21 protein-coding genes are annotated in these 22,463 nt (G+C 65.8%); 13 read left to right on the forward strand and 8 right to left on the reverse strand.

Going from position 1 to position 22,463, the window contains the following annotated elements:
* Complete coding sequence (locus VGN82_RS23530; protein ID WP_327529505.1) at positions 1-1,161, reverse strand: efflux RND transporter periplasmic adaptor subunit; 1,161 nt, start codon at positions 1,159-1,161, stop codon at positions 1-3.
* A gap of 485 nt (positions 1,162-1,646) precedes the next feature.
* Between VGN82_RS23530 and aspT the strand changes: the two genes are divergently transcribed.
* The 10 genes from aspT to VGN82_RS23580 all read left to right on the forward strand — a co-directional run bounded on the left by aspT (position 1,647) and on the right by VGN82_RS23580 (position 12,301).
* Positions 1,647-3,335: an aspartate-alanine antiporter gene (aspT, locus tag VGN82_RS23535; protein ID WP_327529506.1), complete on the forward strand. Its 1,689-nt coding sequence runs from the start codon at positions 1,647-1,649 to the stop codon at positions 3,333-3,335.
* A 20-nt stretch (positions 3,336-3,355) separates the two neighbouring features.
* The gene (locus VGN82_RS23540) at positions 3,356-5,008 is read left to right on the forward strand and encodes a bifunctional aspartate transaminase/aspartate 4-decarboxylase (protein ID WP_327529507.1); all 1,653 of its coding nucleotides are present in this window, start codon (positions 3,356-3,358) and stop codon (positions 5,006-5,008) included.
* A 169-nt stretch (positions 5,009-5,177) separates the two neighbouring features.
* Positions 5,178-6,527: an oxygen-independent coproporphyrinogen III oxidase gene (gene hemN / locus VGN82_RS23545; protein WP_327529508.1), complete on the forward strand. Its 1,350-nt coding sequence runs from the start codon at positions 5,178-5,180 to the stop codon at positions 6,525-6,527.
* Between the two features lie 102 nt (positions 6,528-6,629).
* Positions 6,630-7,379: a cupin domain-containing protein gene (locus VGN82_RS23550; RefSeq protein ID WP_327529509.1), complete on the forward strand. Its 750-nt coding sequence runs from the start codon at positions 6,630-6,632 to the stop codon at positions 7,377-7,379.
* Positions 7,379-8,239 (forward strand): GNAT family N-acetyltransferase, encoded by an 861-nt coding sequence (locus VGN82_RS23555; RefSeq protein ID WP_327529510.1) that lies wholly within the window; start codon positions 7,379-7,381, stop codon positions 8,237-8,239. The genes VGN82_RS23550 and VGN82_RS23555 overlap by 1 nt, the downstream gene beginning before the upstream one ends.
* A 15-nt stretch (positions 8,240-8,254) precedes the next feature.
* Positions 8,255-9,181 carry a 2-hydroxyacid dehydrogenase gene (locus VGN82_RS23560; protein ID WP_327529511.1) on the forward strand — a complete coding sequence of 309 codons (927 nt, stop codon included), beginning with the start codon at positions 8,255-8,257 and terminating at the stop codon, positions 9,179-9,181.
* 106 nt (positions 9,182-9,287) lie between these two features.
* Positions 9,288-9,806 carry an AraC family transcriptional regulator gene (locus tag VGN82_RS23565; RefSeq protein ID WP_327529512.1) on the forward strand — a complete coding sequence of 173 codons (519 nt, stop codon included), beginning with the start codon at positions 9,288-9,290 and terminating at the stop codon, positions 9,804-9,806.
* Positions 9,807-9,850: 44 nt separating this feature from the next.
* On the forward strand, positions 9,851-11,245 hold the full coding sequence (locus tag VGN82_RS23570; protein ID WP_327529513.1) for an aminotransferase class III-fold pyridoxal phosphate-dependent enzyme: 1,395 nt from the start codon (positions 9,851-9,853) through the stop codon (positions 11,243-11,245).
* Positions 11,246-11,365: 120 nt separating this feature from the next.
* Entirely contained in the window at positions 11,366-11,842 is a 477-nt protein-coding gene (locus VGN82_RS23575) for an Lrp/AsnC family transcriptional regulator (RefSeq protein ID WP_465247925.1), read from the forward strand.
* A gap of 36 nt (positions 11,843-11,878) precedes the next feature.
* A complete protein-coding gene (locus VGN82_RS23580; RefSeq protein ID WP_327529515.1) occupies positions 11,879-12,301 on the forward strand; it encodes a DUF1801 domain-containing protein in 423 nt (140 codons plus the stop codon).
* Between the two features lie 10 nt (positions 12,302-12,311).
* On the opposite strand, the gene VGN82_RS23585 is transcribed toward VGN82_RS23580, so the two are convergent.
* Complete coding sequence (locus VGN82_RS23585; RefSeq protein ID WP_327529516.1) at positions 12,312-13,187, reverse strand: GNAT family N-acetyltransferase; 876 nt, start codon at positions 13,185-13,187, stop codon at positions 12,312-12,314.
* 198 nt (positions 13,188-13,385) lie between these two features.
* On the opposite strand from VGN82_RS23585, the gene VGN82_RS23590 reads away from it, so the two are divergent.
* Both VGN82_RS23590 and VGN82_RS23595 read left to right on the forward strand, forming a co-directional pair.
* On the forward strand, positions 13,386-14,663 hold the full coding sequence (locus VGN82_RS23590; protein WP_327529517.1) for an NAD(P)/FAD-dependent oxidoreductase: 1,278 nt from the start codon (positions 13,386-13,388) through the stop codon (positions 14,661-14,663).
* Between the two features lie 85 nt (positions 14,664-14,748).
* The gene (locus VGN82_RS23595; RefSeq protein ID WP_327529518.1) at positions 14,749-15,108 is read left to right on the forward strand and encodes a TfoX/Sxy family protein; all 360 of its coding nucleotides are present in this window, start codon (positions 14,749-14,751) and stop codon (positions 15,106-15,108) included.
* On the opposite strand, the gene VGN82_RS23600 is transcribed toward VGN82_RS23595, so the two are convergent.
* From VGN82_RS23600 to VGN82_RS23625, 6 genes are all read right to left on the reverse strand, one after another.
* Positions 15,105-15,890, reverse strand: coding sequence for an ABC transporter permease (locus VGN82_RS23600; protein WP_327529519.1), 786 nt, complete (start codon positions 15,888-15,890; stop codon positions 15,105-15,107). The genes VGN82_RS23595 and VGN82_RS23600 overlap by 4 nt on opposite strands.
* Positions 15,890-16,753 (reverse strand): ABC transporter permease, encoded by an 864-nt coding sequence (locus tag VGN82_RS23605; protein ID WP_327529520.1) that lies wholly within the window; start codon positions 16,751-16,753, stop codon positions 15,890-15,892. The genes VGN82_RS23600 and VGN82_RS23605 overlap by 1 nt, the downstream gene beginning before the upstream one ends.
* 155 nt (positions 16,754-16,908) lie before the next feature.
* Complete coding sequence (locus tag VGN82_RS23610) at positions 16,909-17,970, reverse strand: ABC transporter substrate-binding protein (protein WP_327529521.1); 1,062 nt, start codon at positions 17,968-17,970, stop codon at positions 16,909-16,911.
* Positions 17,971-18,007: 37 nt separating this feature from the next.
* Positions 18,008-19,321: an NAD(P)/FAD-dependent oxidoreductase gene (locus tag VGN82_RS23615; protein ID WP_327529522.1), complete on the reverse strand. Its 1,314-nt coding sequence runs from the start codon at positions 19,319-19,321 to the stop codon at positions 18,008-18,010.
* A gap of 3 nt (positions 19,322-19,324) precedes the next feature.
* On the reverse strand, positions 19,325-20,026 hold the full coding sequence (locus VGN82_RS23620; RefSeq protein ID WP_327529523.1) for an HAD-IA family hydrolase: 702 nt from the start codon (positions 20,024-20,026) through the stop codon (positions 19,325-19,327).
* A 50-nt stretch (positions 20,027-20,076) separates the two neighbouring features.
* The gene (locus VGN82_RS23625) at positions 20,077-21,162 is read right to left on the reverse strand and encodes an ABC transporter ATP-binding protein (protein WP_327529524.1); all 1,086 of its coding nucleotides are present in this window, start codon (positions 21,160-21,162) and stop codon (positions 20,077-20,079) included.
* Positions 21,163-21,508: 346 nt separating this feature from the next.
* Here VGN82_RS23625 and VGN82_RS23630 point away from each other — a divergent pair, with 346 nt between their 5' ends.
* A complete protein-coding gene (locus VGN82_RS23630) occupies positions 21,509-22,459 on the forward strand; it encodes a LysR family transcriptional regulator (RefSeq protein ID WP_327529525.1) in 951 nt (316 codons plus the stop codon).
* Positions 22,460-22,463 lie beyond the last annotated feature (4 nt).

The following is a 22,463-nucleotide window of genomic DNA, read 5'->3' on the forward strand; positions in this document are numbered from 1 at the left end:
TCAGCTCCGGCCGGCCGGCGGCGTCACGGGCGAAGCCAGGACCGGGATTCCGGGCCGCAGGTTCTGCAGCCCCTCGACGACGATCTGCTCGTTGCCGACAAGGCCCTGGTCGATGGTGACGTAGGCGCCGAGTTCGTTGCCTACCTTGACGCGCTTGACGGCTGCCTTGCCGCCCTCGACCGCGAAGACGTAGGCACCCTGCTGGTCGGCGATCAGTGCCGATTGCGGGATCACCACCTTCTCCTCGGTCTGCTCGCTCTGCACGACAACCCGAACGAGCGCGCCGTCGATGAGCTTGCCGGCCGGGTTGGGCAGCGTGGCGCGCACCAGCACCGTATCGGTCGTGCGCTCGACCGAGACGTCGACGAAATCGACGCGGCCCTTCTGGTCATAGGTCGAGCCATCCGCGAATTTCAGGCTGACGAGCGGGGCGCTGCCGTCCTGGGGCACGGCGCCGGCCTTGATCGTCAGGAACTCGCGTTGGCTGACCGGGAAGGAGACGTACATCGGGTCGCTGCTGACGATCTGGGCCAACACGCCGCTGTCGGGGCCGACGACATTGCCCTTGGTCACCTTGGTGCGGCCGATCCGGCCGGTAATCGGCGCCGTGATCTCGGTGTAGCCGAGATTGATCTGCGCGGTCTTCAGATTGGCCTCGGCGGTGGTCTGGTCGCCCTCGGCACCCTTCTCCTCGGCAATGCGCTGGTCACGCACCGCGACCGAGCCGGCATTGGTTTTGAGGAGTTCCTCGGCGCGCTGCAACTGCACCTTGGCGTTCTGGAGGGTGCCCTGGGCGCGCTCGAGGGCGCCTTGCGCCTGCTCGACGGCGGCCTCGAACGGCGCTCGCTCGATGCGGAAGAGAGGGGTGCCCTCCTTGACGTTCTCGCCGTCCCGGAACAGCACGGCCTCGAGATAGCCGGTGACGCGTGCCCGGACCTCGACGCGGTTGACGGCCTCGATGCGTCCGACGAAATCGGCCGACCTGCCGATGGCGCGCTTCTCGGCGGCGACCGTGCCGACCGGGATCGCGGTGGGAGCCTGCTGCTGGGCGAAAACGAGGGAGCAGGGCTCGAGCGACAGCAAACCGGCCAAAGTGAGGATGCGCAGGCACGAAGAAACGGGCCGCGTGATCGTCGTCTTCGGCCGGCCAAGCTCAGGCATCGCATTTCCCCTGCATGGCTGCGCCGCGGCGATCTGCAGGAGCGCGCGGAAGCAGCATGGGTCGATACTGTGCGTTTTCGCTTGTGAAGGCTACAGTATTATTGCACGCTTGCCTCATTCCGCAGCAGGAGCTTGGGCGATGCCGGTGCTGATGGCGTTTGTTCAGCGCTATGATTATGGAAGTGTCCTTGTCGAATCGGGGTGTCGTGTTTAGAAAATTCCCCTTTATTCAAAACTAAATAAATCGAAATTATAGAATTTCTAATTTCATAATTCTGTTAAAATATTTCTATACAATTAGTATTTTTATATATTCGGATTTGTTTCTTTCATTGTCGATGGCAATCGAAAGCTTTTTATCTTGTGACAATGAAATCTGTGGTTTCCGTATAGAAAACTGTCTGAAATTCGTAAGTTTTTGTCTTGCATTGGGTGCGTCGTCGGTCGTCATTCTCGGGTGATTTCCGCTAACTGGGAGGCAAGTCGTGGCGGCGCTATCGTCGATATTGCATCAATCACCCGAAATCGCCCTGTTTCTGTCTCTGGCGGCCGGCTACTGGATCGGGAAATTCCAGTTCGGAAAATTCCAGCTCGGCGGCGTCGCCGGCTCGCTCCTGGCCGCGGTTCTGATCAGCCAGATCGGCGTCACCATCGACAACGGCATCAAGTCGGTGCTGTTCGCGCTGTTCATCTACGCGGTCGGCTTCGAGAGCGGGCCGCAGTTCTTCCGGTCGCTCGGGCGGCAATCGATCCGCGAGATCGTGATGGCGGCGGTCCTGGCGCTCAGCGGGCTCGCCACGGTCGTCATCCTCGCCAAGATGTTCGGCCTCGACAAGGGGCTGGCGGCAGGCATCGCTGCCGGTGGGCTGACGCAGTCGGCGATCATCGGCACCGCCAGCGCGGCGATCGGCAAGCTGGGGCTCGCGGCCGACGAGGTGCAGCGCCTGCAGGGCAATGTCGCCGTCGGATATGCGGTGACCTACATCTTCGGTTCCTTCGGCGCGATCATCGTCTGCGTCAACATCCTGCCCTGGCTGATGGGCCGCAGCATTCGCGACGACGCCATCAAGGCGGAAGCCGAGATGCTCGCCGGCATCCGCGTCTATGGCGCCGGTGAGCATCCGGCAGCGCCCGATCTGGTCGGGCGCCTGTTCAAGGTGGACGGCGTCGCAGGCCGCTCGATCGCGGAGGTCGAGGCACTCGGCGGGGCGTCGCCCTTCGCCATCGAGCGCTTGAAGCGCGCCGGTTCGGTGATTGGCGTGGAGCCCGACCTCAAGCTTATGGCCGGCGACACGGTTCTCATCGTCGGCAGACGCGCGGGCGTCGTAAGCGTGGCCAGTCAGGTCGGTCCGGAACTGCAATCCTCCGAGGGCATGGATCTGGTCGTGCTCAGCCGCGATGTCGCCGTGGCGAACCGTGATTTCATTGGCAAGACCGTAAGCCAGATCAGGGACGAAACTGCTGGCACCCTGCGTCACGGCATTTATGTGACCGGGTTGCAGCGGGCGGGAAAGCCGCTTCCGCTCGCGCCAGATACCGTCATCGAAGCCGGCGACGTCGTGACGCTCTACGGAACGGCCGAGGATGTCCAGCGCGTGGCCAAGGTCGTCGGTACGCTTCTCGTCGCCAGTGACAAGACGGATTTCGTCTTCCATGGCCTCGGCCTCGTCGTCGGCCTGCTGATCGGCCTGCTGGTCGTGCGCATCGGCGCGATCCCGCTGACGCTCGGCGCCGGCGGCGGCGCGCTGCTCTCGGGCTTGGCCTTCGGCTGGTACCGCAGCCGCAACCTCGCCATCGGCAACATGCCGACTGCGGCCTCGACCCTGCTGCGCGATCTCGGTCTCGCAGGCTTCGTCGCTGTGGTCGGCCTGCAGTCCGGGCACCAGGCCGTCGCCACCATCGTCGAGCACGGGCTGTCGATCTTCCTGATCGGCGTCGTCGTGACGATCCTGCCGATGATCATTACCATGCTCGTGGGGCGCTACATCCTGCACTACGACAACACGGCCATCTTCGCAGGCGCTCTTTCCGGGTCGCGCAGTGCCAATCCCGCCTTCGGCGAGGTGCTCGACAAGGCCGGCAACTCCATTCCGACCACCCCTTTCGCCATCACTTACGCCCTGGCGAACGTGTTCCTGACGCTGCTCGGCCCGCTCGTCGTGGCCTTTGCCTGATCTGATCGAGGAGACGCATAATGGCGACCGACTACAGCAGATACGCGAAGCTCAGCCCGTTCGAGCTCAAGGACGAACTGATCAAGCTCGCTTCGAGCCGCGAGAATCGCCTGATGCTGAACGCCGGGCGCGGCAACCCCAATTTCCTGGCGACGCTGCCGCGCCGCGCCTTCTTCCGACTCGGGCTGTTCGCGACGGCGGAGGCCGAGCTATCCTATTCCTACATGCCCAACGGCATCGGCGGCCTGCCGCAGATCGAGGGCATCGAGGGCCGGTTCGAGCGGTTCGTCGCCGAGAACCAGGGCATGCCGGGCGTCGTCTTCCTTGGACGCGCCCTGAGCTATGTCCGGGATCAGCTCGGTCTCTCGGCCTCCGAATTCCTGCATGAGATGGTCGAGGGCATCCTTGGCTGTAACTACCCGGTGCCGCCCCGGATGCTGAAGCTGAGCGAGGAGATCGTCCGGCACTACATCGTCAAGGAGATGATCGGCGGCTTCATTCCGCCGGGCAGCGTCGATCTCTTCGCGGTCGAGGGCGGCACCGCCGCGATGACCTACATCTTCAACACTCTGAAGCAGAACGGGCTGGTCAAGCGCGGCGACAAGGTCGCGATCGGCATGCCCGTGTTCACGCCCTATATCGAGATTCCGGAACTCGACGAATACGGGCTGGTCGAGGTCAAGATCGATGCCGATCCCGAGAAGGGCTGGCAATATCCGGATTCCGAACTTGAGAAGCTCAAGGATCCGGCGATCAAGATCTTCTTCTGCATCAATCCGAGCAATCCGCCTTCGGTGAAGATGGATGACCGCAGCCTGGACAAGGTCGCGGCCATCGTCCGCGATCATCGCCCGGACCTCTTCATCCTGACCGACGACGTCTACGGCACCTTCGCGGACGATTTCCGCTCGCTGTTCGCGATCTGCCCGCACAACACGATGCTGGTCTACTCCTTCTCGAAATATTTCGGCGCCACCGGCTGGCGCCTCGGCGTCGTCGCGACGCATCACCATTCCGTCTTCGACAAGGCGCTGGCCGATCTGCCTAAGAGCGCCAAGGCGGCGCTGGACAAGCGCTATGGCTCGCTGCTGCCCGATGTCAGTTCGCTGCGCTTCATCGACCGGCTGGTCGCCGACAGCCGCACCGTCGCGCTCAACCACACCGCCGGGCTTTCGACGCCTCAGCAGGTCCAGATGGTCCTGTTCTCGCTGTTTGCGCTGATGGACGAGGCCGATGGCTACAAGGCCGAGCTGAAGAAGTTGATCCGCCGCCGCGAGGCTGCGCTCTATCGCGAACTCGGCGTGGCGCAGGAGGATGATCCGAACTCGGTCGACTACTACACGCTGCTCGATCTCGAGGCCGTGGCCAGGGATCTCTACGGACCGGAGTTTGCAGCCTGGGTGAAGAAGAACGTCAACCCGGACGAGCTGCTCTTCCGGATCGCCGACGAGACCGGCATCGTCCTGCTGCCCGGTCGGGGTTTCGGTACCCACCAGCCGGCCGGGCGCGCCTCGCTCGCCAATCTGAACGAGTATCAATATGCCAATATCGGCCGGTCGCTGCGCGGGATGGCCGAGGAGTTCCATCGCACCTTCGAGAAGGGCGGCGCACCGAAGGCGCCGAAGGACAAGAAGGGCAACGGAAAACCTGCACGCAAGAAGCCGCGCGGCTGACCCTCTGGCGCCGCTCGGCAGGGTTCGGGCGGCGCCGTACGATCCAGCCATGCTGCTGCCGCCACGCGCGCAATCGCGCTGCCGCGACTTGTTCTAGCTCAAAGACGCTATCGGCTACCCACCTATGCTGCCACCGAAAGCCGGGTTCCGGCGGTGGAGAGGATCGGTCGTGGAAGCCGAGAGGACGCCTTATCTGGACGAACGCCTGCCGCGCTATACGAGCTATCCGACGGCTCCGCATTTCGGCGCGGATGTCGATGCCGGCTGCTATGGCCGCTGGCTCGGCGAGCTCGCGCCGGAGACCAGGGCCTCGCTTTATCTCCACATCCCGTTCTGCCGGTCGATGTGCTGGTATTGCGGCTGCCATACGACGGTCGCCCTGCGCGACGGGCCGATCATCGACTACCTTGCAATGCTGCGCCGCGAGATCGACATCGTGGGGGGGCATCTGCGGGCACCGCTCGACGTTCGCCATGTCCATTTCGGCGGTGGCACGCCCTCGATCCTCGAGCCCGGTGATTTCGTCGGTCTGGTCGCGTTGCTGCGGGAACGCTTCGCGCTCCATCGGGAGGCCGAGATCGCCGTCGAGATCGACCCGCGCCGCCTGACGCGGGCCATGATGCAGGCGCTTGGTGCCGCCGGCGTCACCCGGGCGAGCCTTGGCGTGCAGAGCTTCGATCCGCTCGTCCAGAAGGCGATCAACCGTATCCAGAGCGTCGAGCAAACCTCAGCGGTTGTCGGCGGCCTGCGCGCGGCGGGTATCGGCGGTGTGAATTTCGACCTGATCTACGGGCTGCCGAAGCAGACGATGGCGTCCTGTATAGACACCGTCGAGCGCTGCCTGGAGATGCGGCCGAAACGCTTCTCGATCTTCGGCTATGCGCATGTGCCGGACTTCAAGAAGCATCAGCGCCGCATCACGGAGGCCGATCTGCCCGATGGCCGGGAGAGGCAGGCGCAGGCCGAGGCGATGGCGCAAAGACTCGTCGAGGCCGGCTATGTCCGTGTCGGGCTGGACCATTTCGCGCGCCCCGAGGACGAGATGGCTCGTGCGCTCGGCAGCGGCAGCCTGCGCCGCAATTTTCAGGGCTACACCACCGATGGCTGCGAGGCGCTGCTCGGCTTCGGCGCCTCGGCGATCGGGCGGCTGCCCCAGGGGTATATCCAGAACGAGGTCGTTATCGGGCGCTATGCCGAGCGCGTCGGGCTGGGTGAGCTGCCGACGGCGAAGGGCTATCGGCTCAGCCAGGACGACCGGCTGCGCGCGGAGCTGATCGAGCGGCTGATGTGCGATCTTGAGGTCGACATCGCCGCGGTGTGCGCCCGGCATGACGTCGACCCGGGATCGCTTGCGCCTTCGTTGGCCAAGCTCGACAAGCTCTCCCGGGAGGGCATGATCAAGTTCAAGGGCACCCGCATCCTGATGCCCGAGCATGCCCGCCTGCTGGTGCGCAAGGCGGCCTCGGCTTTCGACGCGCATATCGACCAGCCGGCGCGCCGCTTCAGCCGGGCGGTTTGAGGTCTTCCATCCGACCGACCGAAAAGATAGTCCAATCACGCGGGCCGGGATTGCCTTAGCGGCGTAGAGTTCCGAAATCGACTGCGACGGACTGCTGCGCCCATGACCGCTTCGCCCAAGACGGCCTCGCCGAAGACATCCTCTATCGTCATGCTCAATCGCGCCTCTGGCGCGGCCTTGCCCGCATCCACGCCGGGGACGGGGCTCGGGGCAGCCGACCTCTTCGCCTCCGGGCGCGATGTGGCCTGGTCGATCCCCGGCGCGGCGGCGGGCCGCGTCGCATTCGCGGGCACGGTCGAGATCGAAGCCTTCCCGTATACCGAGACGATGATCGTGCTGGCGGGGGCGCTGACGCTGTCGGCGGATGGTGCTGCCGGCGTGACGGTTTCGGCCGGAAACGGCGTGGTCGTTGCACGTGGCACGCGGCTGCGCATCGGCGCGGCGCCGGGCACGCGCTGGGCCTTCTATGCCGGAACGGCGGCGGCCGCGTCCGTGCCGGGTGTCACGCTGCTTGCGGCGGATTCGGCGCTTTCGCCGTCCGATGCCCCGCCGGCGCAAGTCCTGATCGGTCCTGCCCCGCAATGCCGCAGTTTCAATGCCTTCACGGAAGAGGCGTCGGAGCTGCGCGCCGGAGTGTGGGATTCGACGCCCTATGCCCGCATCTCACGCCCGCACAAGGTCAGCGAGCTGATGCATATCCTGGCCGGTTCCGTGGATCTGACCGGAGAAGATGGCACCGTCCATACCGTTTCGGAAGGTGACACGGTGCTGGTCCCGCAAGGCGCGCCCTGTGCCTGGGATAGCCGGGTTCATGTCGCCAAGTTCTATGTGGTGCAGGAGGCTGCCGGCTGATGTCGATTAGCCTGATGCAGGAGGCGACCGCCTTCCGCGAGATCGCCACGAGCGATGCATCAGCCTGTGCAGCGCTGGCGCGCGCCGTCGGTTGGCCGCATCGTGCCGAGGATTGCGAGATGGCGATTGCGCTGGGCCATGGACGCGTTGCGACGCTGGCTGGCGAGGTCGTGGCGGTGGGGCTGTGGTGGCCCTATGGCGACAGCCACGCGACCGTCGGGATGATCATCGTGTCGCCCGAACACCAGGGCGCCGGTATCGGCCGCCGCTTGGTGCAGGAACTGCTGGCCCAGGCGGAGGAGCGGTCGCTGATGCTCAATGCGACGGCTGCGGGCCAGCCACTCTATGAGCGGCTGGGCTTCGTGGCCTGGGGCGAGGTCTGCCAGCATCACGGCGAGGTGCAGGACGTTGCTGCGCCGACGCTCGCGGAAGGAACCGCGCTTCGGGCCGCGACGGCGGCCGACCTGCCGCAGCTGAAGCGCCTCGATCAAGCCGCCAGCGGCCTGCCGCGGGAAGCTTTGCTCGCCTCTCTGCTGGAACGTGGCGAATGCGTGCTGCTGGAGCGTGGTGGCCGGGCCGTCGGCTTCAGCATTCTGCGCCGGTTCGGGCGCGGCCTCGTCGTGGGGCCGGTGATCGCGGAGGATGACGGCGACGCGCGCACTCTGGTCGCGCACTGGCTGCACGGCCGGCGGGGACAATTCATCAGGGTGGATATTCGCGCCAACGCGGCGCTTGCCCGCTGGTTGATCGATCACGGGCTCGGGCCCGCGGGCAGCGTCGTCGCCATGGTTCGCGGCACATTGCCGGTGGCCCATGGGCCGGCGCGGCTCTATGGGCTCTCCAATCAGGCTCTCGGCTGACCGTCAGGATAAGACATGGCACTGCTCTATAAATCGGATCCGGCGCGCGGCGCCGAATGGGCGAAGATCCTGGCGGAGAAGGCGCCGGACCTGTCGTTCCGGATCTGGCCAGAGATCGGCGACCCGAACGAGATCCGCTATTTCTTCGCCTGGATGCCGCCGGACGACCTGGAAAGCCGTTTCCCCAATCTCGAGCTGCTGATCTCGGCCGGGGCGGGGGTCGACCATCTCGATCTCTCGAAGCTGCCCCCCGACCTGCCGGTCGTGCGCATGGTCGAGCCGGGCATCGTCGACAGCATGGTCGAGTTCGTGTCGATGGCTGTGCTGAGCCTGCATCGCGACCTGATCGATTATGTCGCCCAGCAGCGAGCCGAAGTCTGGAAGCAGATCCGCGTGCGCCCGGCCGCGACGCGCCGGGTTGGCGTGCTCGGGCTCGGCATGCTCGGCGAGGCTTCCTGCCGAATGCTGACGAATTTCGGCTTCCAGGTCGCCGGCTGGAGCCGGTCGCGCCGGGCAATCGAAGGGGTCACGTCCTTCGCGGGCGTGGAGGAGCTGCCGGCCTTCCTGGCGCGTACCGACATCCTGGTCTGCCTGCTGCCGCTGACCGACGAGACGCGTGGCATGCTGGATGCGAAACTGTTCGCGCAGCTTCCCCATGGGGCGCGGCTGGTGAATACGGGGCGCGGTGCCCATCTCGACCAGGACGCTTTGCTGGCGGCGCTCGACAGCGGCCAGATCTCGGCGGCGGTGCTCGATGTCGTGACGCCGGAACCGCTGACGCCCGGCCATCCACTCTGGAGCCATCCGCGCGTGCTCATGACGCCGCACGTCGCCAGCATGACGCAGCCGGAGACGGCGATCGACGTCGTGCTGGAGAATCTGCGCCGCCACCAGGCCGGAGAGCCGCTGATCGGCCTCGTCGATCGCAAGCGCGGCTACTGAGCCGGCCTCGCCATCGGACGAGGGCAGGCGGCGACGAAGCACGATCTGCTGCCGGGCCACGCCAATAGGGCAGGGGATGTTATGGCGGGCAGCGAAGGCCGCGCCGATGACGATCCGCGACCGTCTAACCTCTGCGGCGAGGCGGGAGCAGCGCCAGCGGAGGTCGAAGCAGTCCATGCACGAGTCAATGTTGCGCGAGGCCACGTCGCTGCATGAGGCGATGTCCGAAAGCGGGAGTCTTCGATCGCCGGAGCGGGCGAGCGACGGCATCCGGCGCGCACTCGGTCATATCGAGCGCAACTTCACCAAAGCGATCTACCTGGAAGATCTCGCAGCGCTGGCCGGTCTCAGCGTCTGCCGCTTCGTCACCGTGTTCAGGCGGCAGGTTGGGCTGACGCCGCACCGCTTCATCTGCCATCGCCGCATCGGCTATGCGAAGCGGTTGCTGCGCGATGGCGTTCCGATGGCGCTCGCAGCCTCCGAGGCCGGCTTTTTCGACCAAAGCCATTTCTCGCGTCATTTCAAGAACATCTGCGGCATCACGCCTGGCCGGTATCTGCGCGAAAGCAGCCAGGGGCCGAAACGCTGTGCCGAGTCCGGCGCTCGTCTCCAGCCCGCCGCCTGAACGTCCTTACGACAAGTCGACATTCTCCAGCAGGAGCCTCACCGATGACCGTCAATTCGCTCGAAGCGCTCGATCGCCTGCACTGGGTCCACCCGGTGGCCAACTGGGCCGGCCATGAGAAGCGCGGCGTCACCATCATGAAGTCGGCCAAGGGCGCCTTCATCACCGATGCGGATGGCCATGAGCTGATCGATGGCTTCGCCGGGCTCTGGTGCGTCAATGTTGGCTACGGCCATGAGAGCATCGTCGAGGCAGCCGCAGCGCAGATGCGCGAACTGCCTTATGCCACCGGCTACTTCAGCTTCGGCAGCGAGCCGGCGATCCGGCTCGCGGCGAAGCTGGCCGAACTGACGCCCGGCGACCTCAATCATATCTATTTCTCGCTCGGCGGCTCGGATGCGATCGACGGCGCGCTGCGCCTGATCCAGTTCTACTACAACGTCACCGGCCGGCCGACGAAGAAGGCGATCATCTCGCTCGAGCGCGGCTATCACGGCTCGAGCTCCACCGGAGCCGGCGTCACCGCGCTTCCGGCCTTCCAGGCCAATTTCGATTTCCCCAGCCATGTCCGGCATTACGTCGCCGCGCCTTACGCCTATCGCAATCCGACCGGCTCGGACGATGCGGCGGTGATCGCGGCCAGCGTCGCCTCGCTGCGCGCCAAGGTCGAGGAACTCGGCGCCGATAATGTGGCGGCCTTCTTTTGCGAGCCGGTCGTGGGTTCGGGCGGCGTGATCGTGCCGCCGAAGGGCTGGCTCAAGGCGATGCGCGAGACGGCCGCCGAGCTCGACATCCTCTTCCTGGCCGACGAGGTCATCACCGGCTTCGGGCGCACCGGGCCGATGTTCGCCTGCGAGGCGGAAGGCGTGGTGCCCGACATGATGACCATGGCGAAGGGGCTGACCTCGGGCTATGCGCCGATGGGCGCGCTCGCGATCGGCGAGAAGGTCTATCGCGGCATCAAGGACAATGCGCCCGAGGGCGGCCCGGTCGGCCATGGCCAGACCTATTCCGGCCACCCGGTTTCGGCTGCCGTCGCGCTGGAGGTGCTGCGGCTCTATGACGAGGGCGGCATCCTCGCCAATGGGCAACGCGTCGGCGCCTATTTCGAGAAGAAACTCGCGACGCTGGCGGACCATCCCCTCGTCGGCGAAGTGCGTGCGCGCGGCCTGCTCGCCGGTGTGGAACTCGTCGCCGACAAGGCGAGCAGGGAGAAGCTCCCGCGCAGCGTCAAGCTGGCCGACCATCTGTTCGCACGCGGCTACGCCAATGGCGTGATCTTCCGCGCCTTCGCCGACGACATCATCGGGCTAGCCCCGCCGCTGTGCTGCAGCGAGAGCGAGATTGACCTGATTGTGTCGCGCCTGCGCAAGACGCTCGACGACATGCTGGCGCTTCCCGAGGTGCAGGCTGCGCTTGCGACCGCCAAGGCGGCGTGACATCGGCGCGATCCTTGCTTTGCCTGGAGCGGCGAACCGTCTAGGTTCCCGCTACGGCTCTGGTGCGCCCTTGCATCGCGCCGCAGGCGTTGGGGTGAGGCTTTCGTCGTGACACCGGGCGTGCGGCTCGACCGCATCGACATGAAGATCCTGATCGAGTTGCAGAACAACGGCAGGATGACCAACGTCACCCTGGCGGATGCCGTCGGGCTGTCGCCGAGTCCTTGCCTGCTCCGGGTCAAGCGGCTCGAACAGGCCGGCTACATCTCGGGCTATGGAGCGACGATCAACCTGCAGAAGCTCGGCGAGACGATCACGGTCTTCACCGAGGTCACGTTGCAGGACCACACCAAGGAGTACTTCATCCGTTTCGAGACGGCGCTGCGCCGCGTCGACGAGGTGGTGGAGTGCCATCTGGTCAGCGGCGGCTACGACTATCTGGTCAAGTTCGTCACGCGCGGGCTGACGCATTACCAGTCGCTGATCGAGACGCTGCTCGACCGCAATATCGGCATCTCCAAGTATTTCAGCTACATCGTCATCAAGTCGCCGATCCAGAAGCCGGGCTACCCTCTGCCGGTGCTGTTCGACGTCTGAAGCGCGTAGCGCAGCGACAGCGACACGGAGGCTAGGATGGCTGGCGCTGGCAAGACACCGGTCCTCCTGTCCGGAGGCAACCCGCAGATCGCAAAAGGTGACGGGGATGCGCCGGTGCAGGCCTATATCGAGGCCATGCCGGGCTGGAAGAGCGATCTCGGCCGGCGCCTCGATGAGCTGATCGTCAGGACCACGCCCGACCTGAAGAAGGCCGTGCGCTGGAACTCGCCCTTCTATGCGGTCGACGGCAAGGGCTGGTTCCTGTCGTTCCATGTCTTCACCCGCTTTGTGAAGGTGACGTTCCTGCAGGGACGTTCGCTGAATCCGCTTCCGCCGGGTGGCACGGCGCGCAGCGGCGAGGCGCGCTGGATCGACCTCCATGAGGCCGACATGCTCGACGAAGAGCAGATGGCCGCCTGGATCAGGCAGGCCGCGGCGCTGCCGGGATGGGTGCCCTAGGGGCTGGACCCTAACCCAGCGCCTGGGTCGCCAGCCCGAAGGTGCGGGCGGCGCCGCTAGGCGGATGATGCCGGCCGCGGATCATGGGCGTGACCGAATCGAAGATCGTCATGCCGCAGGATTCGAGGAATGCGCCGAAGCGGCCCTGCTCCAGGGCAGTATCGGCACGAAGGAAGCCACCCTGATGCGCGTCGACATGCGGGGCCACCAGCGCGACTGCCATATCGTCATCCTCCGCGACGATGGGGCCGACGACATGGCCGCGTCCGAAGGGCCGACAGAGCGCAAAGCCGACGATCTCGCCGTCCCGCTCCACGGCTGTGCCGACCGAATGCGCAAGAAGTGCCGCGATGACACGGCTGCGGTCGGCGCCATAGGCGCTGGCATCGAGTCTCGAGAGTGCGCCCAGATCTGCGGCGGTCACCGACCTGAGGCCGGGGAAGTCTGGAGCAGCCGCCAGCAGCGCGACGCTCCGCCCCTGATGCTGGAAGATCCGCCCGATCGGCTCGAAGCCGAGCGAGCGGTACAGACGGTAGCCCGCCTTCGTGGCGCTGAGGCGAAGATCGCGATCACCACACTGTGCGAAGATCATTTCCATCAACTCGCGGCCGGCACCCTGCGCCTGCAGGCGCGGCGACGTGATGACCATGCCCACGGTCGCGAAGCTCTCGCCGAAGGTCCACCACATTGCCGAGCCGAGCGCGCGGCCGATCGTATCGCAGGCGACGAAGCCTTGCCCGACGCTCATGACGAGGCGCCAGTCCTCCGGTCGGTGCGGCCAGCCGACACTGATCGAGAGCTGGTGCAACTGGTCGAGATCGGCATCGGCCATCGCCCGAATGTCGATCTCATAGCCGAGCCGGCGCTTTGCCGTTCTGTAAGCCAAGGCGTCTGGCCCCATGCGGAGTGAGGGCGAATTATAGGTGGGGCAAGGCGGTTCGAGAATAGCAAAATTCATACAATACATGGGCTTAGGAACATGCAGGCTGTAGGGGCGAAGCCTCTTGCCGCGCCGGTTTCTCTTCCCCCGAGCGCATGCGAGACGACCAGTCATTTCTCCCCGCTTCCGCCGAGGACCCTCCCGATGAAGCTCGAACCTTACTGGCTCGCCTCCGCGCCGCGCTTCGCTTCGGGCTCTTCGGTGCCAGTGGCGGGCAAGGTCGATGTTGCGGTTGTCGGGGGCGGCTTCACCGGGCTGTCGGCGGCCTTGGCGCTGGCAAAGGCTGGCGCGAGCGTTGCCGTCTTGGAGCAGGGCCGCGTCGTCGGCGAGGCGTCTGGCCGCAATGGCGGGCATTGCAACAACGGGCTCGCGCATGATCTCGGCGGGCTGGCCGCGAGCCTCGGCATCGAGCGCGCGAGCGCGCTCTACCGCGCCTTCGATGCTGCCGTGGACACGGTCGAGTCGCTGGTCGCGCGCGAGGGCATCGATTGCGATTTCACCCGCACCGGCAAGATCAAGCTCGCGGCCAAGCCCGGGCATTTCGCCAAGCTGGAGAAGGGCGCAGAGCTGCTGCAGGCGACGGTCGAGCCCGATCTCGTCGTAGTCCGGCCGGAGCAGACGCAGCGCGAAATCGGCTCAGACGGCTTCCACGGCGGTCTCGTCTTTCCACGCAGCGCCCATATGCATATGGGCCGCTTCGGCGTCGGGCTGGCCGAGGCTGCTGCCCGAGCGGGTGCCGCGATCAATGAAAACGCGGCCGTCACTGGGCTGGAGCGCCTGAACGGGCAAGCGCATCGCGTCGTCACCACCCGCGGGACGCTGGAGGCGAAGCAGGTTCTTCTTGCGACAGGCGCCTCGCGGCAGGGGCCGTTCGCCTGGTTGCGCCGGCGCATCGTTCCGGTCGGCAGCTTCATCATCGCGACCGAGCCGCTGTCGGCCGAGCGGGCGGCCTCGATCATGCCGACGCGGCGCACGGCGACGACCACGATGAACATCGGAAACTATTTCCGGCTGACGCCCGACAACCGGCTGATCTTCGGCGGGCGGGCCCGCTTCGCCCTGTCGAGCCCGACGTCCGACGCGAAGAGCGGGGCGATCCTGCTGGCGCGGATGCTGGAGCTGTTTCCGCAGCTCAAGGGTACGCGGATCGATTATTGCTGGGGCGGGCTGGTCGACATGACTTCGGATCGGCTGCCGCGGGCCGGCGAGCGTGACGGGGTGTTCTACGCGCTTGGCTATAGCGGCCACGGTACGCAGATGTCCGTGCATATGGGACAGGCCATGGCCCGCGTGATGGGCGGGGACACGAAGGCGAACCCGCTGGCGGGGCTCGACTGGCCGGTGGTGCCCGGTCATTTCGGCCCGCCCTGGTTCCTGCCCTTCGTCGGAATGTATTACAAGTTTCAGGACTGGCGGAGCTGAAGGCGCCTGGCGCAGGCACCGAAGTCGAGCCTTGCATCCGACTGATGGCGAGCGGATTCTGCACGCCCGGGATGTGAGGTCGACGATGGTCGCAAGCCATGGCTTCGCCGAGTTTCTGCGCGAGCAGCTTGCTCCGCTCGGCCGCATCACGACACGGCGTATGTTCGGCAAGACCGGCGTGTTCTGCGACGGGTTGATGTTCGGGATGGTCGCGGACGACACGCTCTACTTCCGGATCGATGAGCAGAACCGGGCGGCCCTGGCAGAGGCCGAGAGCAACCCGCCGCTCAGCTACGAAAAGCAGGGCCGCGCCATCGATCTCGCCTTCTGGCGCGCGCCGGAGCGGCTGCTAGACGAGCCCGATGAACTCGTCACCTGGGGGCAGGCCGCGCTGGCGGCGGCGCGCCGGGTCGCTGTAAAGCGGGAGCCGAAGCGCCGGGCCTAAGCAGCGCGCTTCTGCCCGCTCGTCGCCAGCAGGACGAGGATGAAGGAGGCGGCCGTCAGCAGGGTCGAGATCGCAGCGATGGTCGGGTCGATTTCGTCGCGCAGCGCAGTGAACATGCGCTTGGTCAGAGTCTGATACTGACCGCCCGAGACGAAGAGCGCGATGATGGTTTCGTCGATCGCCGAGATGAAGGCGAAGATCCCGCCGGCAAAGACGCTGGCCTTGATCTGCGGCAGCGTCACGGTCAGGAAAGCGCGGAAACGGTTCATGCCGAGGCTTCGCGCCACCATCTCCTGCGTCTTGTCGAAGCTCTGCATGCCGGCGACGACCGAGGTGATGACATAGGGCAGGCCGAGCATGACGTTCGCCAGGACAAGCCCGGTCAGGGTCTGGATCAGGCCGATCTTGGCATAGATGAAGAAGATGCCGATCGCGATGATGATGATCGGCACGATCAGCGGCAGCATCAGCATCATGTGCAAAGAGCGCATCAGCTTCGACTGCGAGTTGCTGATGGCGTAGGCCGCCGCCGTGCCGAGCGGCGTGGCGACGAGAACGGTGAGCACGCCGATCATCAGGCTCATCCGGGTCGCCTGCATCCAGTTCGGATTGCCGAAGTACTCCGCGTACCAGCGCAGCGAGAGGGCCGGCGGCGGGAAGGTCAGGAAACGCGTCGACGAGAACGACATCGGCACGATGATCAGCAGGGGCAGGATCAGATAGATCAGGACCAGGCCAACGAAGGCGCCGAAGAGCAGGCGAGGGAGAAGGGGCTGTTTCATCACTTCTGCCCCAGCATCTTGTCGAGCGGGATGATGCGGCCGACGGCCATGAAGATCGCGAGCACCGCAACCAAGAGCACGACGCCGACGGCGCTGGCCGCGCCCCACTGGTTGTAGAGCTCGACATTCCGGCTCACGACCATCGAGATCATGATCGTGCGGCCGCCGCCGAGCAGCTCTGGCGTGATGTAGAAGCCGAGCGTCAGCACGAACACGAGCGTCAGTCCCGCGACGACGCCGGGCAGCGACAGCGGCAGGAAGACGCGCAGGAAGGTGTGCAGCGGCCCGCCGCCGAGGCTGGCGCCGGCCAGCATCAGTTCGCGCGGGATCTTCTGCATCGTCGAATAGAGCGGCAGCACCATGAAGGGCAGGAGGATGTGGACGGTCGCGATGACCGTGCCGAGCTCGTTATGGACGAGCGCCAGCGGTTCGCTGATCAGCCCGAAGCGTTCGAGCATCTGGTTGGTGACGCCGGTGCGCTGGAGCAGGACGAGCCAGGCATAGGCGCGCACCAGAACGCTGGTCCAGAATGGCAGGATCACGAAGGACAGGATCAGCACGTCCCAGGGCCGCTTCACATGGGCAGCGGCATAGGCGACGGGGTAGCCGAGGATCAGCGTCATCACCGTGACCATCAGCGCGATGCGGAAGGTCAGGCCGAAACTGCGCCAGTAGATGTCCTCGCTGAAGATGCGGCGGTAATTCTCCAGCGTGAAGCCGTTGTCGTAGAAGGACTGGCCCATCAGCCAGCCGACCGGAATCACCACCAGGGCGAGGATGACGAGCACCGCGGGCGAAGCGAGCAGGAGCATCAGTCCCTGCTCGCGGCGCTGGTATCGGAGGGATGGGTCGATGGCGCTCATCTGCGATCCTGCCAGTGCGTATCGAATTCCGGCGCCATTCCGGGCGGAGCGAAGTGGAGGCCCGGAATCCATCGTAGAGCGCGGCGCCCTTCGATGGATTCCGGATCGGCGCCGCTTCGCGGCTTGTCCGGAATGACGCGGTGTCGAACGAGGCCCTACTTCTGCGCGAAGGAGAGCCAGCGCTTCTCGGCGGCCTCGCCGGCGGCAGAGGTCCACCAGGCATAGGACATCAGGGCCTGGACCTTGGCGTTGGCAGGCGCGCTCGGCAGCTCGCCGACGCGGGCGGCCGGGATGACGCCGGTGTCGTAGGCCTTGGGGTTGGCCGGGCCGTAGTCGATATGCAGCGGCAGGTTGGCCTGATGCACCGGATCGACCGCCTCGTTCAGGAACTTGATCGCGATCGGCAGGTTCGGGGCGCCCTTGAGCACGCAAAGCGAGGTGCTCTGCAGGATGCCCTGGTTGTAGGTGTAGGCGACCTTGGCGCCTTCCTTGGTCAACGCGCTGATGCGGCCGTTCCAGGCCATCACCATGTCGACCTCGCCGTCGTTGAGGAGCTGGGCCGACTGGGCGCCGGAAGTCCACCAGACCGTGATGTGCGGCTTGATCTCCTCGAGCTTCTTGAAGGCTCGGTCGACATCGAGCGGGTAGAGCTTGTCGGCCGGAACGCCGTCGGCCATCAGCGCGGCTTCCAGTGTGGCGAGCGGGTGGTTGCGCAGCGAGCGACGGCCAGGAAACTTCTTCACGTCCCAGAAATCGGCCCAGGTCTTGGGCGCGGCGGCCGCGTCGGGGAACTTCTTCTGGCTGTAGCCGAGCACGCTCGAATAGAACTCGTAGGCGACGGAATAGTCGCTGCGATATTCGGCCGGCATGGCGGCCGCGTTCGGGATCTTGCTGAAGTCGAGCTTCTCGACGATGCCCTGCTCGCCGCCACGCAGGCAGAAATTGGTGGCGACGTCGACGACGTCCCAGGTCGGCTTTCCGGTGGCGACCTGCGAGCGCATGATCGGCCAGGCGTCGGGCACGCTGTCCTGGTTGATGGTGATGCCGAGCTTCTTGGCGCTCGGATCGAGGATCGCGACGGTCTGCGCCTTCTGATAGGCTCCGCCCTGCGAGACGAACATGATCTGCTCGGCGGCGAGCGCGGAGAGCGGGCTCAGCAGGGCCAGGGACAGGCCCGCGGCGGCGGCGGTACGAATGGTCAGGCGTCGTTCTGGCATGTCCTTATCCCCTGTTGTTGGATCGGATCTTCGAAAGCTACCGTCCGATCGCGTCTAGAAACTGGTACCAGCCGGCGACCATGCGGACGGCCGGCTCTCGAAGCGGGTAGAACGGGACGCTGCGCATGCGGCCGGCATCGAGCAGGCCGACATCGGGGTGCTCATTGCGGGCGAAGGCGGCGAGATAGCGCCCCATCAGGCTGGACATCGCCACGCCGGCACCGTTGTAGCCCATGGCGAGCATCACCCGGTCGTCGACGCGCCCGACATGCGGGACCGAGTCGAGCGTCATCGCGACGAGGCCGGACCAGCGATAGGCCAGCGGCGCGTCTGCGACCTGCGGGAAGATGCCGACCATCGCCTTGTGCAGGGCGCGGAAGGCGGCGGGAGAATCCGTCTTGCCGAAGGCACCGCGGCCGCCGAAGACGATGCGGTCGTCGACCATCCGGAACCAGCGCATCATGCGCTTGGTCTCGGTATAGGTGCGTCGCGTCGGCATGACGCTGGCGGCGAGATTGGGCGAGAGCTTTTCCGTCGCGATGATCGCGCTGCGGAAGGGTATCAGCGTGCTCTGCCATTCCCGCGTCGCCGGGGTCAGGTCGGAATAGCTGTTGGTCGCAATGATCGCCTGCTTCGCCCGGACCGTGCCGCCGGGCGTTTCGACGACGACGCCGTCGCGCTCGCGGCGCAGGCGCAAAGCGGGCGTTCCGGCATGGATGGGAATGCCGCGCCTCGCCACGCCGTCGGCAAGCCCATGCAGATAGTTGAGTGGGTGGATGCCCCCCGAGCCCGCATTGAGCACGCCGCCGACGAAGCCGGCCGAGCCGGTTTCCTCGCGAACCTGTCCGGCGTCGAGAACGGACATGGTGGTGTCGCCCAGTTCGCTGCGAAGCCATTCGGCTTCCTTCACGGCATAGGCCAGCGTCTCATGGTTATGGGCGGCCTTGACCTGGCCCGAGCGTGTCAGATTGGCAGCATCGATGCCGTAGGTCGCGACCAGTTCCGAGACGATATCGGTGGCTTCCAGCGCGATATCGTACATTCTTTTCGCCATCGGCTTGCCATGGGCTGCGGCGATGGCGGGGAAGGAGATCCGGAACTTGGCAGTGATGACGCCGCCATTGCGGCCGCTCGCGCCCCAGCCGGGGCGGTTGGCCTCCAGCACGATCGAAGAGAGGCCGCCCTCGGCGAGGTGATGCGCCGCCGACAGTCCGGTATAGCCGGCGCCGATGATGACGACGTCGGCCTGCGTGTCGCCGCGCAGTGGCGGCAACTCGCGCAGCGGCGTTGCCGTCGCGCCCCACAGCGAAGGCGCTGCCTCGAGAGACTGCCAGGAAGGCGCGGCGTTCAAGGCTCAGGCCCCGGCCTCGACCGCGTCGGCGAGCGCCTTCAGCGTCGGGAAATGGTAGTCGGGCTTGGTCAGTTCGGGCACGGCGGGCGTGCCGCCGAAGCCCTTCTGGCCCTGGCGCCGCTCGATCCAGCAGGTGGTGTAGCCGAGCGACTTGGCGACGCCGATGTCGTGATACTGGCTCTGCGCGACATGCAGGATCTCCTCCTGCTTGAAGCCATGGGCCGATTGCCGGCCGCGGTTGAAGGCGAAGAACAGCGGATCGGGCTTGGGATGAACAGCCTCGTCGGCGGTGACGCTGTCGTGGAAGGGATTGCCGAGCGTCTGCGAATAGAATGTGAAGGTCGGGCGGTCGGCATTGGTCATCGCGACCAGCCGGAAATGCTTGCGCAAACGGGCCAGCGCCGCGACCGAATCCGGGAAGGCCGGGTGCTGCAGGATGGCATACTGGAAGGAGTCGGCCGAGGCCTCGTCGGCGGGCAGGCCGAGCTCCTTGGCGAGATGGATGTAGACCAGCTTCATCACCTCGCTGGAGCGCTCATAGTGCTTGGCGCGGCCGTCGAGATAGGGCGCGAAGATCTCGTCGTCGCTGAGGGCTGCCGCCTTCGAGCCGCCGATGCGGCGCACCGCGTTCAGGACGCCGGTCTCGAAGTCGATCAGCGTACCGACGACGTCGAATGTGAGAACCTTGAAGTCTTTGAGAGCCATGATGCGAATTCTCTTCTGGCTGTGCGGGTCTGGTGTTCGGTGCAGATCGTTCAGCCCCCCGCCTTCGACACGACGATCGTGTCCTGCGGGTGGATGCTGATCTCGACGCGCTCGCCGATCGGGGGGATGCGACGGGCGGCTTCGTAATGGCTGGGCTGGCGCAGGCTCAGAGGCGTACCGTCATCCAATGCGAGGAAGACGCGCAGGCTTTCGCCCTGGAAAACGATGTCGGTGACGCGGGCCGAGAAGCGGTTGCGCTCGGCCGTCCCCGTGCCGTCCTCGATCAGGAGCTTCTCGGTCTGCACGGCGAGAACCAGATCGCCGCTCGCCGGCAGCGGGCGGGCCGTCCGGATCGCGGTGCCGGCGAGCGAGACGCTGTCCTGGCCGATGCGACCGACGGGCAGCAGTGTCGCCTCGCCGATGAAGCTGGCCACGAAGGCGTTGGCGGGGTGGTCGTGCAGGCGCTCGGGCTTGTCGATCTGGACGAGCTTGCCGTCCTTCAGGATCGCAACCCGGTCGCTCATCGTCAGCGCCTCGCGCTGGTCGTGGGTGACGTAGATGATCGTGGCGCCGAGCCGCTTGTGGAGCTGGCGCAGCTCGATCTGCATGGTCTCGCGGAGCTGCTTGTCGAGGGCCGAGAGCGGCTCGTCCATCAGGATCAGGCGCGGCTCGAAGATCATGGCACGGGCGAGGGCGACGCGCTGGCGCTGGCCGCCGGAGAGCTGGCCGATGCCGCGTTCCTCGTAGCCGGCAAGGTCGACCATCGCCAATGCCGCGCGAACCTTGTCGGCATAGGTTGATTTCGGCAGGCGACGCGCCCGGAGCGGAAAGGCGACGTTCTCGCCGACGCTCATATGCGGGAAGAGCGCGTAGTTCTGGAAGACGATGCCGATGTCGCGCTTGTGCGGTGGGGTGAAGGTTACGTCCCGCCCGCCGAACAGGATCGAACCGGCGGAGGGCTGGACGAAGCCGCCGAGGATTCCGAGCAGCGTCGTCTTGCCCGAGCCCGACGGGCCGAGCAGCGAGACGAATTCCTGGGGTGCAATGTCGAGCGAGACGTCGTCCAGTGCCCGCACCGATCCGTAGACCTTGCTGGCCGATCTGACCTCGACGCGTTCGCCGCCACTTTTCGCCATTACCTGCTCCCGTTGCGATACAGCGACATCGCGCAAGAGCCCGCTCCGATCGGATTGCGACGCAATCAGATCGGAAAAAGCGGTCTCTCCACTTCAATTCAGAGACGGATTCACCGATCAGATTGTCATCTGATCGGATCCGGCTCTGGCCGCGTGGGCAAAGACCGATTCCAGACCAGGCCATAAGTCGATCTTATGTGGCGCCGGCGATGGATCGATCCGCTGCCCGGCAGCGCGGACCTCTGTCGTGTCCGTCGCCGCAAGCTGTATTCGACAAGGGCATCAAACGGGATTTTCGGCGGCTACGGCAATTGCCAAATAATCAGTCAGATCATAACCTCATGTAATGTCAGACCTGCGCCGCATGGTGTCCTCCAGCAATGCGCTGTTCGTCTTCGAAGCGGCCGCGCGCAGCGGCAGTTTCACGCGTGCGGCCGACGAGCTGAACGTCACCCAGCCCGCGGTCAGCCGGATGCTCTCGCGCTTCGAGAGCTATCTGGGCTTGCGCCTGTTCGAGCGGGGCGGGAAGGGCGCGGTGCTGACGCCGGAGGGAGAGATCCTCTACCGCCGCGTCGCGGACGGCTTTCGCAGCATCGAGGCGGGCCTGCGCGAGGTGGAGCAGCTTCGCGGCGGCAAGGAGACCGTGACGATCTCGGTGTCGTCCGCCTTCACGACGCATTGGTTGATGCCGCGCATGGACCGCTTCCAGCAGCGCTTTCCGAGCGTCGACCTGCGCTTCCAGATGATCGCCGGATCGCTGCGTGGCGCCGTCGAGAACGTCGATCTGGGCATGCGCTTCGTCGCTTCCGACGAACCGGTCCCTGCCGAAGCCCTGGTGGTCCATGAAGTCATGCTGCCGGTGTGCAGCCCCGGCTATCGCTGCGAGCCGGGAGCGATCGAGCAGGCGGCCAGCGGCAACACGGTGATCCAGCTGACGGACTCGCCGTCCGACTGGGCGAACCAGTACGCGCCCTTCGCCACCGGGCGGTCGGGGGCCATCAAGGCGCTGACCTTCTCGGATTATGCGGTGGTGGTGCAGGCGGCACTGCTGGGCCAGGGCATCGCCTTCGGCTGGATCACCGTCGTCGCGCATGCGCTGATGTCGGGGGCGCTCGTCCCCGCGGCCGATCGGTTGACGGTCGGGGAGCGGATCTGCGTGCTGCTGACGCCGCGCAACCGGCCGGCGCGGCCGATCGTGCGCGAGATCCGCGACTGGATGATCGCGGAGCTCAAGGCGGAGATCGCGGCGATCGACAGGCTGTATCCGGCGCTGGCGCTGAAGACGGCGGTGGTCTGAGCAT

Source organism: Allobosea sp., assembly GCF_035999205.1.
Taxonomy (GTDB): domain Bacteria; phylum Pseudomonadota; class Alphaproteobacteria; order Rhizobiales; family Beijerinckiaceae; genus Allobosea.